We start from the raw sequence: 15,453 nt of genomic DNA, 5'->3' as shown, positions 1-15,453 counted from the left end.
GCTAGCTCATGCGGAAGTCGTAGTCAGGAGGCAGGGCACGGGTCTCGCCGTGGCAGGCGAACCACAGCTCGTCCAGTGTGTTCTCTCCTTCCCGCAGGTCAGGCACGACGAGTCCCTCGGCCAGGATGTGACGGGCCCTGGCGCGGTCACCCGCCGCCAGCGCGGCCTGCGCCTCCAGCAGACGGATGCGGCCGTGGGCGCGCTCGGCGGCGGGCAGGCCGTCGATGAGGGTCAGCGCGGCGGCGGGCCGGGCCGCGGCGACGAGCGCGGTGAGGGTCTCCACCGTGAGCGGGCGCAGGCCGGGTGCGCGCGCGTGCGCCTCCTGCAGGAGTACGGCCGCCGCCGCGTCGTCACCGTCGATCCGGTGCGCCTCGGCCAGAGCCCGCAGGAGCAGGGGGTCTCTGCCGGAGGCCAGCGCTTCGCGCCACGTGCCGACGGCGCCGGCGGCGTCCCCGGTCGCCCACAGGTTGAGGCCGAGGTGGTAGCGGCCGTGCGGGTCCGTGGCCCCGGCGAGCAGGTCCAGCCAGCGCGGCCCGACCACGCAGGCCGCCTCGCCGGGCAGTTCGCCCTTCTCCAGCAGCGTCAGCCAGGGCGCCTGCTCCTCCCCGAGCGTGTCGTCGGGGAAGGGGGTCGCGGCCGAGCCGGGCAGCGTCCCGGCCCGGCGCTCCAGCGCTCCCCACCCGGACCCGGCGTGGATCACCTCGGTCAGCGGCCGTTCCGTCCAGGCGTAGGGCGGCACCGGCGGAACGGTGACCGCCGCGCGGGCCTGCTCGTAGGGGGCGTGGGGGTCGGGGAGGGTGAGCGGGCTGTAGGTCTCGGTCCAGGTCCAGGTGGTGTGGCCGGGAAGGGGAAGGTGTTCCATCTGGGTGCGGGCCAGTCCGGCCTGGATCTCCAGGTAGGGGCCGGCCAGCCAGCGCTGCCAGCGCTCGCCGCCGGGCGAGGTGCCCCAGCCGAACAGTTTGCGGCCCTTCAGCCGGCGCGTGGAGGCGTGGAGCAGGCCGTGGCCGTCCGCGCCGACGGCGGCGATCCAGGGGATGCCGCCGGTGACGTGGAAGAAGTAGTCGGCGGCCGAGCGCCAGGTGCCGGGGTAGCTGACGTCCGGTGTGCCCGGGTACGGGACGGTGGTCAGCCGCTGGGTGTAGTCGAAGTGCTCGGCCTGGGAGGCGGGTGCCAGGACGCGGCAGCCCGGGGTCTGCGGGACGGCGATGTTGGACCACCAGTAGACCGGTACGGCGTCCGCCCGGGGGTTGCGGATCGCGATGGAGACCACCAGCGAGGCGGACCCGGGTGGCAGGGTGGCGTCGATCTGGACCACCACACCGCGCATGCGCTCGTACTCGTACATGCGCAGCACCGGATACGGCGCGTCCACCCAGGCCGCGTGTAACGGCTCGCAGGTCAGCGCCCAGTGGCCGGTCGTGCCGAGGTTCCACTCCACGCCGCCGGCGAACCAGGCGTCGCGCAGGGCGAGGTTGGCGAGCTGGATCACCGGGCCGCTGTGCAGCAGCTCGCGCCCGCTCTCCCGGTCGGTCAGCGACCACAACCGGCCGCCGAGCCCGGGAAGGAACACCGCCCGCAGGCGTTCGTTCTCCAGCGTGACCGAGGCCACCTCGCGCGGAGCGGGGTCGCGGGTGTAACCGTCGCGCCTGCCGTATGGGAGCAGGGAGGGCGGGTGGCCGAAGTCGCGGACGGGCGTCTCGGGCGGGCGCAGGATCGGCAGCGGGCTGACCGGCCCGGCATCGGCGATGGAGAGGTTCATCCGGGCCCTTCCACGCGGAACGTTTTAAGGCGATCAGCGTGAAAATAAACGAGAGTCGCACCTCATGTCAACGCCCAGATGCAGGTAACGGTCCAAATATTGGGGATTGACGACAACTATGCGCAGCCTTACCGTCCATGCCAGCGGTTAAAACGTTTTATTGCTCGGGGGAGCTCACGAAGGAGCCTTCGATGGCCTTGAGACCCATCTCGCTTGCAGCGTTACCCCTGCTCATCCTCTCCCTGTTCGTGGCGGTTCCCGCCCACGCGGCCGATCTGTCGGTGTGGGTGCAGAGCGCGGCCGAACGGGCCTTCACCGCGACCACCCGCCCGTCCGGAGCCCCCACGTCGATCGCGCTCCGCGCGGCCAGGGGCGAGAGCGAAGCGGCCCAGATCCTGGTCAGATCGAGCGCGGCGACGAGCGGCGTGCACGTCACCGCGGGACCGCTGAACGGCCCCGGCGGCGCGGTGATCCCGGCGTCGGCGATCACCGTCCGGCGCGAGTACAACCACCCGCGCATCGCCAAGGTCGGCGTCCACCAGAACCCGCCCGACGGCGGCACCGCCTACTACGACGCGCTGGTGGACAACACCCCGCAGTCCCTGGCGGCGAACCTCACCCTGCCCTACCACTACAGCGTGCGCGTCCCCGCCACCCAGGCCCCGGGCACCTACACCGGCGCCGCCACCGTCAGGAGCGCCGCCGGGGACGTGCCGGTGAACGTCACGGTCACGGTCTACGGCGTGACGATCCCGCCGGCCAACCAGTCGACCTTCAAGATGAACAACTGGAACACCTCGGCCGGCTGGGACTACAACGGCACGATCAGGGCCATCCCCGCCCAGTACGGCGTGCAGATGTACGACGCGAACTGGTGGAAGGTCATCGCCAACATCGCGGCCAACCACGCCAGGCACCGCAACAACGTGATCTTCGCCGACTTCCAGGGCCTGCTGATCCCCGACACCACCGTGAACGCGTCGGGCACCTACACCTTCGGCTGGGACACCTTCGACCGGTACGTGCAGACCTTCATCGACGCCGGGACCCTGCAGTACATCGCCACCCCGCACCTGCTGGAGCCCGTCGGGGACACCGTCATCAAGGTCGAGATGCTCAAGAACGTGGACGGCGTCGTCCAGCGGGTCCTGGCCGATCCGAACACCGCGGAGACCAACGCCTACCTCGACCAGCTGTTCCCCGCGCTCAAGGCGCACCTGGACGCCAAGGGCTGGACCGGCAAGTTCTCCATGAGCGCGCTCGACGAGCCGTCCAAGCCCCACCAGGTCGCCGCCGCCAAGTGGCTCTACGCCAAGTACCGCCAGTACTTCCCCAACCCGCTGACGAACGAGGCGCACCTGGCCGTGCTGCCCGAACTGGAGGAGGACCTCACCACCGTCACGCCGTACACCGGCCTGTACGACGGGAACGTCGGCTACTACCAGCGGCGGCGGCTGGCCGGCACCGAGCTGTGGCTCTACTACTGCCAGGTGCCGCAGGACAGGCGAATGAATCGACTCATCTCCTACCACCTGGCCTCGACCCGGCTCACCCCGTGGCTCTCCTGGAAGGTCGGCGGCACCGGCTTCCTGCACTGGGGCTGGAACTTCTGGTGGGACTTCGCCGATCTCAGCCGCCCCTCCGACACCTTCGACGACTGGCAGACCGGCGACAACTGGCTGGTCCGCCCCAACAAGGCCGCCTACGACATCTACGACAGCGTGCGCAGCGAGGCCCAGCTCGACGGTCTGGAAGACGTGGAGCTGCTGAACCTGCTGAGCCAGACCAAGCCGGTCACCGCCCGGGCCATCGCCGACACCCTCATCGCCGACTCCACCTCCTACGAGGCGAGCGGGGTCGAGGTCGACAACCGGCACCGGCAGATCCTCGACGCGCTGGCCTCGCCCGGACCCGACCTGAGCTTCCCCTACGCCGACGACTTCGCGGCCGGCGTGAGGAACTGGCGGCACAACCAGGGCGCCTGGTCGGTCAGCGGCGGCGAGTACGTCCAGGCCGGCTCCTCCGCCGAGTGGGGCGTCACCGCCGCGCTCAAAGGCCGGGCCTACCGCGACGTGGTGGCCGCCGTCGACCTGCGCATCACCGGCGTGAACGCCAGCGGAGGCGCCACCAACTGGGCCGGGCTCATGGTCCGCAACTTCAACGGCACCGACCTCGACACCGGCTATCTCATCGCGCTGCGCGACAACGGCCAGGTCTTCGTCTACCGCAGCGGTGTCACGCTCGGCTCCGCCGCCGTGCCCGGCTACGTCTCCGGCCAGTGGACGAAGCTGCGCGTGGCCGCCCGCGGATCGTCCATCAGCGTGTACGCCGGGGCGAAGAAGCTGCTCACCGTCAACGACGCCGCCTACCCGGCGGGCGGCTTCGCCCTGGTGACCGGCGGCGCGAGTGCCCGCTTCGACAACGTGCGGATCAACCCGGAGACCAACCCGGCCGAAGCCCGCGCCGTGACCACCTCGAGCTCCCACGAGAGCGACGGCTGGTCGGCCGCGGCGGCCGTGGACGGCGTCCGCACCGGCCTCGGATGGAGCAGTTCCACCGCCGGCATGAACGCCAACCACACCGAGTCCATCCAGGTCGACCTCGGCGCCGCCAGACCGCTGAGCCGGGTGGACCTCCATCCCCGCTCCGACGGCGCCAACACCGGGCTGGGCTTCCCCGTGGACTTCACGATCCAGGTCTCGGCGAACGGCTCCGCCTGGACGACGGTCGCCACCAGGACCGGATACCCCCGCCCGGCCGCCGGCGCGCAGACCTTCCCCTTCGCCACCACCTCCGCGCGCTACGTCAAGGTGACCGGCACGAACCTGCGCCCCGACCAGTTCGGCCGCTACCACCTGCAACTGGCCGAGATCGAGGCGGCCGGGGGCAACCTCGCGGCCGGCCGTACCGTCACCTCGTCCAGCTCGGTGGAGTACGTCAACGAGGGCTGGCTGCGCACCGGTCTCACCGACGGCGCGCGCTCGGCGCTCTGGCACTCCATGGGGTGGAGCAGCCTGCCCGGTACGGCCGGCCGTACCGAATGGGCGGCGGTCGACCTCGGCGGCCAGAGCCGGGTCTCCCGCGTGGACCTCTACGCCAGGTCGGACGGCGAGAACACGGGCGGGTCCTTCCCCGTGGACTTCACGATCCAGGTCTCGGCGGACGGCTCCGCGTGGACCACGGTCGTGACCAGGACGGGATACCCCAAGCCGGACGCGTCCGCGCAGAGCTTCTCGTTCCCGCCGGTCACGGCCCGGCACGTACGCGTGGTGGGGACCGCGCACCGCACCGAGCCCTACCACATGCAGCTCGCCGAGCTCGAAGTCCACTAGGAGCCGTGATGAGAAGGACCTGTCTGGTGGTCCTCGCGCTGGCGCTGACCGCCTGCGGCAACCAGCCGCTCGCACCCGAGGAGGAGTTCTCGCTGCCCACGGCGGCCGCCTACTTCACCACCGCCTGCCCCGAGCCCGGCGTCAAGCCCGCGACGGACAAGGAGCTGACCTACTGGTCGATGTGGACCAAGGACGAACCGCAGGCGAAGGTGCTGAAGTTCGCCGCCGACTGCTTCACCGGCAAGACCGGCGTCAAGGTCACCATCCAGTGGCTGGGCCGCGCCTACCTGCGGCAGAACCTGCTGCCCGCGCTCAACACCGGGACCGTGCCCGACCTGTTCGACCAGGACCTGACCAACATCAGGGCGGCCATCGCCGAGGCCGGCGGCACCAGGCCGCTCGACGACGTGATGGACATGAAGACCGGCGACGGCACGGTCCGTGACGTGCTGCCCGCCGCCTACCGGGACACCCCCGCGATCAAGGACGACTCCGGGAAGCGGTTCGCGGTGCCGTACCTCGTGATGGGCAACGCCTGGTGGTACGACAAGAAGAAGGTGCCCGGACTCAAGGCGCCGGCGACGATGGACGAGCTGTACAAGCTGCTCGGCGGCAGGTCGGTCGCGCTCGACGGCGACATCGGCTACTACGCCGCCTGGTACTTCGACCAGCTCGCCTCCCGCTACGCCGGTCCCGGCGGGCTGGCCAAGGCGGCGCAGGATCCGACGGGACGGCTGTGGAAGAGCGAGCCGGGCTTCCTCAAGGCGGCCGAGCACACGGCCAAGCTCGCCACCCACCTGGTCGACGGCTGGGACGCGGGCAAGTTCCCGCAGATCCAGCAGCGCTGGGCCGACGGCGAGGCGTCCTATCTGTTCATGGGCAGCTGGGCGCCGACCGAGACCCGCGAATACCTGGCCAAACAGGGCGGCGACCAGAGCATCGACTACGGGTCCTTCCAGTTCCCGATGCCCGACGGCGCCGCCCATGACGTCATCGAGGTGCAGCAGGTCGGCTTCGGGGTGACCGCGAAGGCCGAGCATCCCGAGGCGGCCAAGGCGTTCATCAGCTACTTCCTCACCCGTGACCTGCTCGCGGGCCTGCCCGCCGTGGCCGACAGCCTCACCCCCCGCAAGGACCTGCCGGTTCCCTCGGACCTGGCCGACCTGAAGGCCGCTTTGGAGGACCCGGCCAAGAAACACACCCCGTTCATGGACGGCCTGGACGGCATCGCCGGCGGCAAGTACGCCGAGCAGGTGTTCTTCCCCGCCGACAACGACCTGCTGAAGGGCCGGCTCACCCCGGCGGCGTTCCTGGACAGGCTGGCCGGCGCCGGCGCCGCGTTCTGGAAGACGCAGGGCTGATGGCCCAAGCCGTCATGGCGGGCAGGTCCGACCTGCCCGCCACCGCCGCCCCGCGCCTGCGTCACCGCCGGCGGATGTTCTGGCCGTTCACCCTGCCCGCGATCGCCCTCTACGTGGTCTTCCTCGTGGGCCCGGCCGTCGCGACCGTGGTGCTCGGCTTCACCCGCTGGCCGGGCGCCGGCCCCGTCGTCTTCGTCGGCCTGGAGCAGTACGCCAGGCTCCTGGGCAGCGAGGCCTTCCGCGCCGCCTTCCTCAACACGCTGGGATACATCGTCGTGGGCGGCGCGGGCACGTTCGTGTTCGCGTTCCTGTTCACGATGGTGCTCCGGGGCATGCGCGCCTCGAAGACGATCCGGGCGATCCTGTTCTTCCCCAACATCGTCGCCCCGGTCGCGCTGGGCATGTTCTTCGGGTTCGTGTTCAGGTACAACCCCGGACGGCAGGGCCTGGCGAACTTCCTGCTGGAGTCGCTCGGCCTGCCCGCCGCCGGCTTCCTGCGCGCGGAGAACGTCACCTGGGTGGTGATCGGCGCGCTGGTCTGGGCGAGCGCCGGGTTCTACATCACCATCATGATGGCCGCGGTCGACCGGATCCCGCCCTACCTGTACGAGGACGCCGAGCTGAGCGGGGCCTCGGCCTGGCAGCAGTTCCGCCACGTCACGCTGCCGCTGACCTGGGACGTGGTCGGCATCGCCGGAGTGCTCTGGACGATCGGCGCCGTCAAGATCTTCGAGATGGTGTTCGTGCTCGCCGGACCGGGCACCTACGCACCGCCCAGCAGGACGTGGACGCTGGCCATCTACGTCTACGACCGGTCCTTCGGCACGCAGGGCACGCCCGAGTACGGCGCGGCCTGCGCCTGCGCCGTGGTGATGATCGTCCTGGTGACCGTGCTGGTGACCGCGCTGCGCAGGATCATGCGCAGGGAGAGGCTCGAATACTGATGCTCAGGCTCACCGCGAGGACGTTCGTCTGGGTGTTCACCGCCCTCAACGTGCTCCTGCTGTACTGGCTGGTCTCGGCCTCCTTCAAGACGCCGCTGGAGATCTTCCGGGATCCGTTCGGCCTGCCGTACACGTGGTTCGCGCGGGGCAACCCGTTCCGCAACTATCTCTACGCCTGGAACCAGGCCGAGTTCGGGCACGCCTTCCTCGTCACCGTGGTCCTGGTGGCGGCCGCCGCGCTCTCCATCGTGCTGGTGAGCGCGCCCGCCGCGTACGCGCTCAGCCGCTTCGGCGTACGCGGCTCAGGAGCGTTGACCGGCTTCCTCGCGATCGGCATGGGCGTGCCGATGCAGACCGTGATCATCCCCCTGTTCGTCGGGCTGGCCCGGGTGGGCCTGACCAACAGCCTGTTCGGCCTCTACCTGCTGTACGTGGCGCTGTCGGTGCCCTTCACGGTCTTCCTTCTGACCGGCTTCTTCAGGAACCTGCCGGAGGAGACCGAGGAGGCGGCGGCGCTCGACGGCGCGACGCCCCTGCGCACGTTCGTGTCGATCACGCTCCCGATGGCGCGCGGCGGCCTGATCACCGCGCTGATCCTCAACGCCATCGGGCTGTGGAACGAGACGCTGCTCGCCATCGTCTTCATCCAGGAGAACGCGGGCTTCACCCTGGCCCGCGCGCTGTTCACCTTCTACGGCGCGGCGACCTACCAGTCGGAGTACGGCGGGCTGATCGCCGGCGTGGCCATCGTGGTGCTGCCGATGCTGGTGCTGTACCTGCTGCTGGCCCGCCGGATCATCGCCGGCCTGACGCTGGGGGCGGGCAAGTGACACCTCCAGCGCGCTGAGCCGGCGCCGGCGGCCCGAGAGCCTACCTTCGGCGACCCCTGCGGGCGGTCATAGCGAGCGCGCGGCGAATGCGCCGTTGAGCAGCCGGATCGCGCGGCCGTCGGCGCCCATGACGAAGGCCACGTCCCACATGTGGTGTCCGGTGAAGGCATCGTCGGCGGGCAGGAAGCGGTGCTCCCCGAGGGGCAGCAGGTCCGTCGAGGCGAGCGACCCGCCGGGGCCGTGGATCACCGCGTGCAGGCGGCCGTCCGCCGCGGTCACCTCGTAGAGGAGATCGTGTGCGCCGTACCGGCCGGTGTAGGGCTCCGGCGCGACGCTCAGCCCCGGGTCGGGTTCGGGCAGCGCGGGCTTGACCACACCGGTCTCGGCCCGCACGATCTCCCGGATCACCGCGTCGGCGAACCGGTAACCGCGCTCGGCCACGTTCACGATCGTGGCCACCACGAGGTCGTGTTCCGGGATCCAGTTGAGCGTGGAGGAGCCGCTCGGAGTGGTGCCGCTGTGGCCGTACACACGCACGCCGTCCCAGATCTTCAGGTACGGCCCGGCGCACCAGTGGTCGGCGAAGCAGCGCGCCGGGACCTCGGCGTGCGGTGTGTGGATCTCCTTGAGTGCGTCCGCGGAGAGCACGCCGCCGTGCAGGAACAGGCGGCCGAAGGCCACGAGATCGAGGGCGCTGGCGCAGAGCGTGGAGCCGGACGGGCCGAGCCCTCGGGAGAAGAAGAACGGCTTGACGACCTCGCGTTCACGCGTGTGGCCGAGCGCGACCCGGTGGTAGAGCAGTTCGTCGGCGAGGCTGGCGGTGCGGGCGAGACCGGCGGGCTCCAGCAGGAGATCGCGCAGCGCGTCGTCCCAGCAGCGTCCGGTGATCCTCTCCACGAGCAGCCCGGAGACGACGGTGGAGGCGTTGGAGTATCCGAAACCGGCGCCGGGCTCGAAGAGGGGCGGAATGCCGGCGAGGCGGCGTACGTACGCGGCCACGCAGTCGTCGCCGCGTCCCGTGTCAACGTAGGGGCCGTTGTCGAGGCCGCTGGTCATCGACATGAGGTGGCGCGCGGTGATCGGGCCGAGGTCGTGCTCGGGCAGGTGCCCGGAGACGGGCGCGTCGATGTCCAGCCTGCCGTCGTCGGCGAGCCGCATGAGCATCGCGGCCGTGTACAGCTTGGTCGTGGAGCCGATCTGGAAGAGCGTGCCGTCGTCCACCGGGGTGCCGTGGCGGGCGTCGGCCAGCCCGGCCGCGTACGAGCGGACGGTTTCGCCCTTGACGACGGCGGCCTGGGCGCCGACGACACCCAGCGACTCGGCGGTGGCCTGGATGAAGTTCTCCATGGGTGCTCCTAACCCGCGAGCAGTTCGGGGTCGAACGGGATGGGGGCGAGCCGGTACCCGGCGGGCGGCTCGGCGTTCAGCAGATGGCGGACGAAGAAGTCCCAGCGGCGGCGGGTCACGTACTCCTCGAACCCGGCGAACAGGTGCTCGGCGCCGGGCACGATCAGCAGCTCGAAGTCCTTGTTCGCGGCGATCAGCCGCTCGACCAGCCGCATGGTCAGGTGCGGCGTGACGTTGTCGTCCAGCTCGCCGTGGACGAGCAGGAGTTTGCCCTGGAGCCGGTCGGCCAGTTCGGTGTTGGCCGAGCGCGCGTAGGTCCCGGCGTCGAGCGGGCCCTCGTAGGACTCGCCCCACATCGAGTGGTAGAGGCGCTGATCGTGGTTGCCGCACTCGGCGACGCCGACCTTGAAGACGTCGGGGTGGGCGAGCAGGGCGCGTGCGGTCGCGTAGCCGCCGCCCGAGCGGCCGAAGATTCCGACGCGGTCCAAGTCCAGCCATGGGCGGGTCCCGGCGAGCTGCCGCAGGGCCGCGATGTGGTCGTCGAGGTGGCCGCCGGTCTCCAGCGCGCCGTAGGAGGCGTCGTGGAAGGCCTTGTCCCGCCCCGGGGTGCCGCGCCCGTCGAGGGCGAGTACGGCGAAGCCGAGCGCGGCCATCGCCTCGGCGTCATAGCCGTAGAAGCCGGGATCGAAGGAGGGCGGCACCCGGCTGGTCTGCGGCCCGGGATAGGGATGATCGATGACCGGGTAGCGCCGGTCCGGATCGAAGCCGTGCGGCTTGTGGAGCACCCCGTAGAGGTCGGTCACGCCGTCGGCGGCCTTGACGCGCACGCGCTCGGGCGGCTGCCAGCCGGTGGCGAGCAGGCCGGAGATGTCGGCGTGCCCCAGTTCCACCAGGACCCGGCCGTCCCAGCCGCGTACCGTGATCACCGGCGGCACGTCCACGGCGGAGGCGGAGTCGACGAAGCAGGAGCCGTCGTCGGCGGCGCTCACCTCGTGGTCGAGGTCGTCGGCGGTGATCCTGGCGAAGCCCGTTCCGTCGAGCGCGACCCGGCAGACCTGGCGGCGGTAGGGATCGTCGGGTACCAGGCCGGCGGCGGTGAAGTACACGCCGGAGGAGTCGGCGTGGAGGATCTCCTGCACGTTCCATGCGCCTCGGGTGAGGCGGACGGTCCGCTCGCCGTACAGGTAGAGGTGGCCGAAGCCGTCGCGCTGGGAGTACCACACCACGCCTTCGGGGAGCACTTTCACGATCGGCCTGTGGCTGATCCACTGCGACGGCTCGACTCGGGTGGGACCGCTCTCCTCGACCAGGGCGCGCACCTCGCCGGTCGCCGGATCCAGGCTGTTCAGCCGCAGGGTGCGGTAGTCGCGTGTCTGTTCCAGGTAGTACGCGGCCGAGCCGTCATCGGCCCACCAGATCCGCCTGAGCGTGATGGGCGACAGGTGGGCCACGAGGAGCGGCTCGGCCTTGGCGGCCACCGCCGTACCGGCTTCGACGTCGAAGACGATCAGCTCGGCGCGCGGCAGCACCGCGTCGCCGGGCAGCGCGTAGCGGTAGGTGTGCGGGACGGGCCGCCCGCCGCCGGCGGGCGCGCTCTCCACCAGGTGCATGAGCCCGACGCCGCGCTCGTCGAGGCGGTGGGTCAGCAGCCGTGTGCTGTCCGGCGACCACACGACGAGCGGCGGATAGTACGGCAGGCCGAGGCGGCGCAGGAGCGTGCGGTGAGAACTGGAGTCCGTGCCCGCGCCGTAGGGCCGCTCGGCGGTGCCGTCGGTGGTCAGCGGGGACTCGGCGCCGGTCGCGAGTTCGCGCAGCCACAGGTCGGGGCCCTTGCGGAAGACGGCGTGGCGGCCGTCGGGAGAGACGACGTCCGTGGGGCCGGGCGCTGCGCTCCTGGTCATGGTGTAGGTGCCGAGCGAGCAGCGCCAGCGTGCCCCGCCGGTGTCGAAGACGACGGCGCCGTCCTCCAGCGTGATGGCGCCGAAGGGCAGCGCGTCCGGGTCGGCGCCCACGGCCTTGGCCAGCCGTTCGTGGTCGAACGCCGGCTCCTTCGCGCCCGTCACGGGGTCCACGCGCAGGAACCGGCCTTCGTCCCGGTACCAGAACGTCCCGTCCCGCCAGACGGGCCGGATCTTGCCGCCGCGTACCAAGATGGGCCTGTTGTGCCCGAGCAACTGCTCGGCGGTGCGATAGCGTTGTTCCATACGCGAACAGTACATGTACAGTACGTGTAACGACAGAGGGAGATCGAGCATGCCCCGTGCCCCGCGAGGGACGCTCAGCCATCAGGTGATCCTGGAGCGCGCGACACACCTCATGGACACCGAAGGGCTCGGGGCGGTCACCGTCCGCCGGCTCGCCAAGGACCTGGGCGTGCAACCCATGGCGCTGTACACCTACTTCAAGAGCAAGGAGGAGATCCTCGCCGCGCTCTACGACAGCCTGCTGGCGGCCATCGAGGTGCCCGAGTCTCCTGACGCCGGGCTCGACGGGGTACGGCAGATCATGCGGGAGTTCTTCCGGCTGCTGACCGAACATCCAGCGATCATGAAGGCCGGTTCCGGCGGCCAGGGCGACACGCGTCTCGCCGAGGTGGTCTACGCCCTGCTGCTGAACAGCGGGATCGAGCGGCGAACCGCCGTAGGGATCGCCTCCAGCCTGGTCCGGTTCACCATCGGCAGCGCCTCGATCTACCAGGAACGGGCCGGATGGAACGCCGACCACTGGTCGAAGGTACGCCACTCGCTGCGGGAACTGCCCGCCGAGCGGTATCCGGTGATGCGCTCGTTCGGTGATGACCTGCCGGAGTTCACCCAGGAGGAGGTCTTCGAGTTCGGCATGGACCGCATCCTCCGGACCGACCTGAACGAGCCGCTGGAGCCGTAGAGCATGGAGTGAACAGCCCCACGACCCCCAGGGGGTGGAGCCGCTCGATCAGAGGGGGAACGTGTCGGTCCTCCATCCCTCGCCCGTCGTCACGGTGTGCGAGGTGTTGCGCGCAGCGCCCATGTGTCGTCCAGACCGTCTCAGCGTGGCGACCGGCGAGGAACGGCAGGAACGCCCGGACCCCGTCGGCCAGAGGATGACCCTTCACCGCCTCGCAGACGCGCGGGGCGCCCGTGAGATCGCCGCGAGTCCAGTAGAGCCCTTCTTGCCGGCTCCCGCTTCGCCTGTCAGGAAAACCGGATGATCCGCATGCCTGGCTGAGCCGTACGGGCCTCGCCCGACCTCGGCGATGCGATCGGGACGCGCCCGCCAGACTGGTGATGGTCATGGTGGCCGGCAGTTGAGTTTACGATGCGTGTATTGAATATGAGATCCGGAAGATCTGGTGCGATCATGGAGAACGAGACAGGGCGGCGCCGCTACACCTCGCTGCGCCGTGTGACGCAGGCACATCAGACGCGAGCGGAGATCGCCGACGCCGCGCGCAGGCTGTTCCTGTCCCAGGGCTGGGCGGCGACCACCGTGCGCGACGTCGCCCGGGAGGCGGGGGTCTCCGTCCCGACCGTGTACGCGGCGTACCAGAACAAGACGGGCCTCGTCTGGGCGCTGGCCGACGCCGCGGACCTGGCCGCGGGCCTGCCCCAGGCGATCGACGAGCTGGAGGCGACCACCGACCCCCGACGGCACCTGGCCACGATGGCCGGCTACGACCGGCGTCTTTTCGAGCGCGCGGGCGATCTGATCACGCTGATCCGTGACGCGGGCCGTACCGAGCCCGATCTCGCGGACTTCTATCTGCGGGGTCGGCGGCAGGCCGGCGAGTACCGCACCCAGGTGTTCTCCTCCTGGCCGGACGGCGCGCTCCGCCCCGGGCTGGACGTCCCGACCGCCATCGACATCTACGCCGCCCTGTGCAACATCGACGTCTACACCACCCTTCGCGTCGAACGCTCCTGGACCCCCGACCGGATCGAGAGCTGGTGGGGTGAGGCGTTGGCCCGCGAGCTCCTGAACCCTTCGACCAGCGCCCCAGGAGATCCGGCGTCGCGACCTAGCGGGGTCCGGTGAAGCGCAGCAGGTTGCCGGACGGGTCGAGGAAGGCGCAGTCCCGGGTGCCGTCGGGCCGGTTGATCGGTTCCTGCATCACTTCGGCGCCCGCGGCCTCGATGCGCACGAAGGTGGCGTCGCAGTCGTCGGTCGCGAAGGTCAGGCCGCCCGGCGATCCCGTGCCGGGCGCCGTGAGGCGGATCTGGATGTCCGGCTGCGAGGGCGGGATGAGGCTCACCCATCGCCTTCCCTGGTACGCGACGTCGTCGCCGGCCACGAAGCCGAGCACGTCCCGGTAGAAGCCGAGCGCCTCGTCGACGTCGTGGACGGCCAGAGCGCAGGAGGCGAGCCGGAGGTCCGGGCCGGTCACCGGCGCTCCTTGGCGCTCGCGGTGAGGACGACGATGTCGAGGGCGCGGAGCCGTTCCGGATCGGTGTCGATGACGATGCGGGTGATCTTCCCGTCGCTGACGGTGAACGCGAACACGGCCTTCGGCCGGCCGAGATGGAACCAGGCCGCCGCCGGGACGCCGTCGACCAGAGCGAGCCGGGCGGCCTCGGCCCGTCCGGCGAAGAAGGTCGCCACCGCGTGGCTGCCGCGGACGTCGCCGACCACGACATCCGGATCGAGCAGCTCCAGCAGGGCGGCGAAGTCCCCGTTGCGGGAGGCGGACAGGAAGGCGGCGACGATCTCCCGCTTCGGCGAGCGCGCGGCGCCGGAGGCGTCGGCCGCGCCCTGCAACCGGCGCCGGGCGCGGCTGGCGAGCTGCCGGGCCGCCGCCGGGGAACGGTCGATGATCTCCCCGATCTCGCCGAACGACACCGCGAAGACGTCGTGCAGGACGAACGCGAGCCGCTCGGCGGGCGTCAGCGCGTCCAGCACCACCATCAGCGCGACACCGACCGAGTCCGCCAGCAGCGCCTCCTCCTCCGGACCGCACCGGCCGGGTGCGGCCGGTTCGGGCGGCAGCGCCCCGGCCGGCTCCTCGCGCCGGTTGCGTCGGGCCTCGAGCATGTTCAGGCAGACGCGGGCGGTGATCGTGGTCAGCCAGCCGGCCGGGTTCTCCAGCTCGCTGGTGTCGGCGCGGCTCACCCGCAGCCAGGTCTCCTGAACCGCGTCCTCCGCCTCGGCGGGTGAGCCGAGCATCCGGTAGGCCAGCGCGTGCAAGCGGTCCCGGTGCTCGGTGAACCGTTCGCTCAGCCAGTTGTGCTCGACCATCTGTCACATTCCTCCGTTTCGCCGGTCATCTCTCTTGACCGGCGAAAGTACGCCGATGTGACCGGCCTGCCGGTTCAGCTGGAACCCACACCTCTAGTACATACGGAGACATGCCATGAAAGCGCACGTCAGCTCCATCCTTCTCGGCGTCCGGGACCTCGACCGGGCCAAGCGGTTCTACACCGAAGGGCTCGGCTGGAAGATCAAGGACGACTACGGCATCTCGGTGTTCTTCGCCTCGGACGGAGCCTCACCCGTCGGCTTCTACGACCGCGAAGGCCTGGCCGACCAGGTGGGCACGAGCCCGGAAGGCAGCGGTTTCGGCGGGCTGGTGCTGACCTACGTCGTCCGTAGCGAGGCCCGGGTGGACGAGATCATCGCAGAGGCCCGGAAGGCCGGCGCCACGATACTCAAGCCCGCCGGCGCCCTGCCGTGGGGCGGGTACGGCGGCGTGTTCGCCGACCCGGACGGCTACATCTGGAGCCTCGGCTACAGCGCCCACGGAACGGACCAGCCCTACGCGGAGTAGGAGGCCGGCACCGGGAAGTGGGGGGGGGGGGGGCGCCCCCCCCCCCCCACCCCCACCCCGCCCCCCCCCCCCCCCGGGGGGGGGCGGGGGGGGGGGGGGGAGGGGGGCGGCGCCCACCGGCACCCCCCCCCGGGGCGCAC

Annotated in this window: 12 protein-coding genes; 7 read left to right on the top strand and 5 right to left on the bottom strand. The window is 70.8% G+C overall.

Annotated features, from left to right (window positions below; all coding sequences use genetic code 11):
* Window position 1: 1 nt before the first annotated feature.
* Window positions 2–1,759 carry a DUF5107 domain-containing protein gene (locus ACIBHY_RS45430; RefSeq protein WP_397309975.1) on the bottom strand — a complete coding sequence of 586 codons (1,758 nt, stop codon included), beginning with the start codon at window positions 1,757–1,759 and terminating at the stop codon, window positions 2–4.
* Window positions 1,760–1,950: 191 nt separating this feature from the next.
* Between ACIBHY_RS45430 and ACIBHY_RS45425 the strand changes: the two genes are divergently transcribed.
* Genes ACIBHY_RS45425 through ACIBHY_RS45410 form a run of 4 tightly spaced genes read left to right on the top strand, consistent with a single transcriptional unit; the run spans window position 1,951 to window position 8,226 of the window.
* Complete coding sequence (locus ACIBHY_RS45425; protein ID WP_397309974.1) at window positions 1,951–5,091, top strand: discoidin domain-containing protein; 3,141 nt, start codon at window positions 1,951–1,953, stop codon at window positions 5,089–5,091.
* 8 nt (window positions 5,092–5,099) lie between these two features.
* Window positions 5,100–6,452, top strand: a complete 1,353-nt coding sequence (locus ACIBHY_RS45420; protein ID WP_397309973.1) for an ABC transporter substrate-binding protein — start codon at window positions 5,100–5,102, stop codon at window positions 6,450–6,452.
* On the top strand, window positions 6,452–7,396 hold the full coding sequence (locus ACIBHY_RS45415; RefSeq protein ID WP_397309972.1) for a carbohydrate ABC transporter permease: 945 nt from the start codon (window positions 6,452–6,454) through the stop codon (window positions 7,394–7,396). The genes ACIBHY_RS45420 and ACIBHY_RS45415 overlap by 1 nt, the downstream gene beginning before the upstream one ends.
* A complete protein-coding gene (locus tag ACIBHY_RS45410; RefSeq protein ID WP_397309971.1) occupies window positions 7,396–8,226 on the top strand; it encodes a carbohydrate ABC transporter permease in 831 nt (276 codons plus the stop codon). Before ACIBHY_RS45415 ends, ACIBHY_RS45410 begins: the two co-directional genes overlap by 1 nt.
* 66 nt (window positions 8,227–8,292) lie before the next feature.
* Here the strand turns inward: ACIBHY_RS45410 and ACIBHY_RS45405 are convergent, their stop codons facing one another.
* Window positions 8,293–9,573, bottom strand: a complete 1,281-nt coding sequence (locus tag ACIBHY_RS45405; protein WP_397309970.1) for a serine hydrolase domain-containing protein — start codon at window positions 9,571–9,573, stop codon at window positions 8,293–8,295.
* Window positions 9,574–9,581: 8 nt separating this feature from the next.
* A complete protein-coding gene (locus ACIBHY_RS45400) occupies window positions 9,582–11,777 on the bottom strand; it encodes a prolyl oligopeptidase family serine peptidase (RefSeq protein WP_397309969.1) in 2,196 nt (731 codons plus the stop codon).
* A gap of 49 nt (window positions 11,778–11,826) precedes the next feature.
* On the opposite strand from ACIBHY_RS45400, the gene ACIBHY_RS45395 reads away from it, so the two are divergent.
* Both ACIBHY_RS45395 and ACIBHY_RS45390 read left to right on the top strand, forming a co-directional pair.
* Window positions 11,827–12,459 carry a TetR/AcrR family transcriptional regulator gene (locus tag ACIBHY_RS45395; protein ID WP_397309968.1) on the top strand — a complete coding sequence of 211 codons (633 nt, stop codon included), beginning with the start codon at window positions 11,827–11,829 and terminating at the stop codon, window positions 12,457–12,459.
* A gap of 453 nt (window positions 12,460–12,912) precedes the next feature.
* Window positions 12,913–13,587, top strand: coding sequence for a TetR/AcrR family transcriptional regulator (locus ACIBHY_RS45390; RefSeq protein ID WP_397253235.1), 675 nt, complete (start codon window positions 12,913–12,915; stop codon window positions 13,585–13,587).
* Here the strand turns inward: ACIBHY_RS45390 and ACIBHY_RS45385 are convergent.
* Window positions 13,571–13,936 carry a VOC family protein gene (locus tag ACIBHY_RS45385; protein ID WP_397253237.1) on the bottom strand — a complete coding sequence of 122 codons (366 nt, stop codon included), beginning with the start codon at window positions 13,934–13,936 and terminating at the stop codon, window positions 13,571–13,573. The two genes, ACIBHY_RS45390 and ACIBHY_RS45385, sit on opposite strands and share 17 nt — an antisense overlap.
* Window positions 13,933–14,784: a sigma-70 family RNA polymerase sigma factor gene (locus ACIBHY_RS45380; RefSeq protein WP_397253239.1), complete on the bottom strand. Its 852-nt coding sequence runs from the start codon at window positions 14,782–14,784 to the stop codon at window positions 13,933–13,935. The genes ACIBHY_RS45385 and ACIBHY_RS45380 overlap by 4 nt, the downstream gene beginning before the upstream one ends.
* A 115-nt stretch (window positions 14,785–14,899) precedes the next feature.
* Between ACIBHY_RS45380 and ACIBHY_RS45375 the strand changes: the two genes are divergently transcribed.
* The gene (locus ACIBHY_RS45375) at window positions 14,900–15,313 is read left to right on the top strand and encodes a VOC family protein (RefSeq protein WP_397253241.1); all 414 of its coding nucleotides are present in this window, start codon (window positions 14,900–14,902) and stop codon (window positions 15,311–15,313) included.
* Window positions 15,314–15,453: the final 140 nt, after the last annotated feature.

Source organism: Nonomuraea sp. NPDC050547, from assembly GCF_044457345.1.
GTDB lineage: Bacteria > Actinomycetota > Actinomycetes > Streptosporangiales > Streptosporangiaceae > Nonomuraea.
The sequence above is the reverse complement of the archived record's forward strand: the minus strand, read 5'-3'. Positions and strand labels throughout refer to the sequence as shown.

Bases quoted from the DNA above. Each gene is read 5' to 3' on its own strand.
- ACIBHY_RS45430 (WP_397309975.1), bottom strand. From the start codon at position 1,759: ATGAACCTCTCCATCGCCGATGCCGGGCCGGTCAGCCCGCTGCCGATC.
- ACIBHY_RS45425 (WP_397309974.1), top strand. From the start codon at position 1,951: ATGGCCTTGAGACCCATCTCGCTTGCAGCGTTACCCCTGCTCATCCTC.
- ACIBHY_RS45420 (WP_397309973.1), top strand. From the start codon at position 5,100: ATGAGAAGGACCTGTCTGGTGGTCCTCGCGCTGGCGCTGACCGCCTGC.
- ACIBHY_RS45415 (WP_397309972.1), top strand. From the start codon at position 6,452: ATGGCCCAAGCCGTCATGGCGGGCAGGTCCGACCTGCCCGCCACCGCC.
- ACIBHY_RS45410 (WP_397309971.1), top strand. From the start codon at position 7,396: ATGCTCAGGCTCACCGCGAGGACGTTCGTCTGGGTGTTCACCGCCCTC.
- ACIBHY_RS45405 (WP_397309970.1), bottom strand. From the start codon at position 9,573: ATGGAGAACTTCATCCAGGCCACCGCCGAGTCGCTGGGTGTCGTCGGC.
- ACIBHY_RS45400 (WP_397309969.1), bottom strand. From the start codon at position 11,777: ATGGAACAACGCTATCGCACCGCCGAGCAGTTGCTCGGGCACAACAGG.
- ACIBHY_RS45395 (WP_397309968.1), top strand. From the start codon at position 11,827: ATGCCCCGTGCCCCGCGAGGGACGCTCAGCCATCAGGTGATCCTGGAG.
- ACIBHY_RS45390 (WP_397253235.1), top strand. From the start codon at position 12,913: ATGGAGAACGAGACAGGGCGGCGCCGCTACACCTCGCTGCGCCGTGTG.
- ACIBHY_RS45380 (WP_397253239.1), bottom strand. From the start codon at position 14,784: ATGGTCGAGCACAACTGGCTGAGCGAACGGTTCACCGAGCACCGGGAC.
- ACIBHY_RS45375 (WP_397253241.1), top strand. From the start codon at position 14,900: ATGAAAGCGCACGTCAGCTCCATCCTTCTCGGCGTCCGGGACCTCGAC.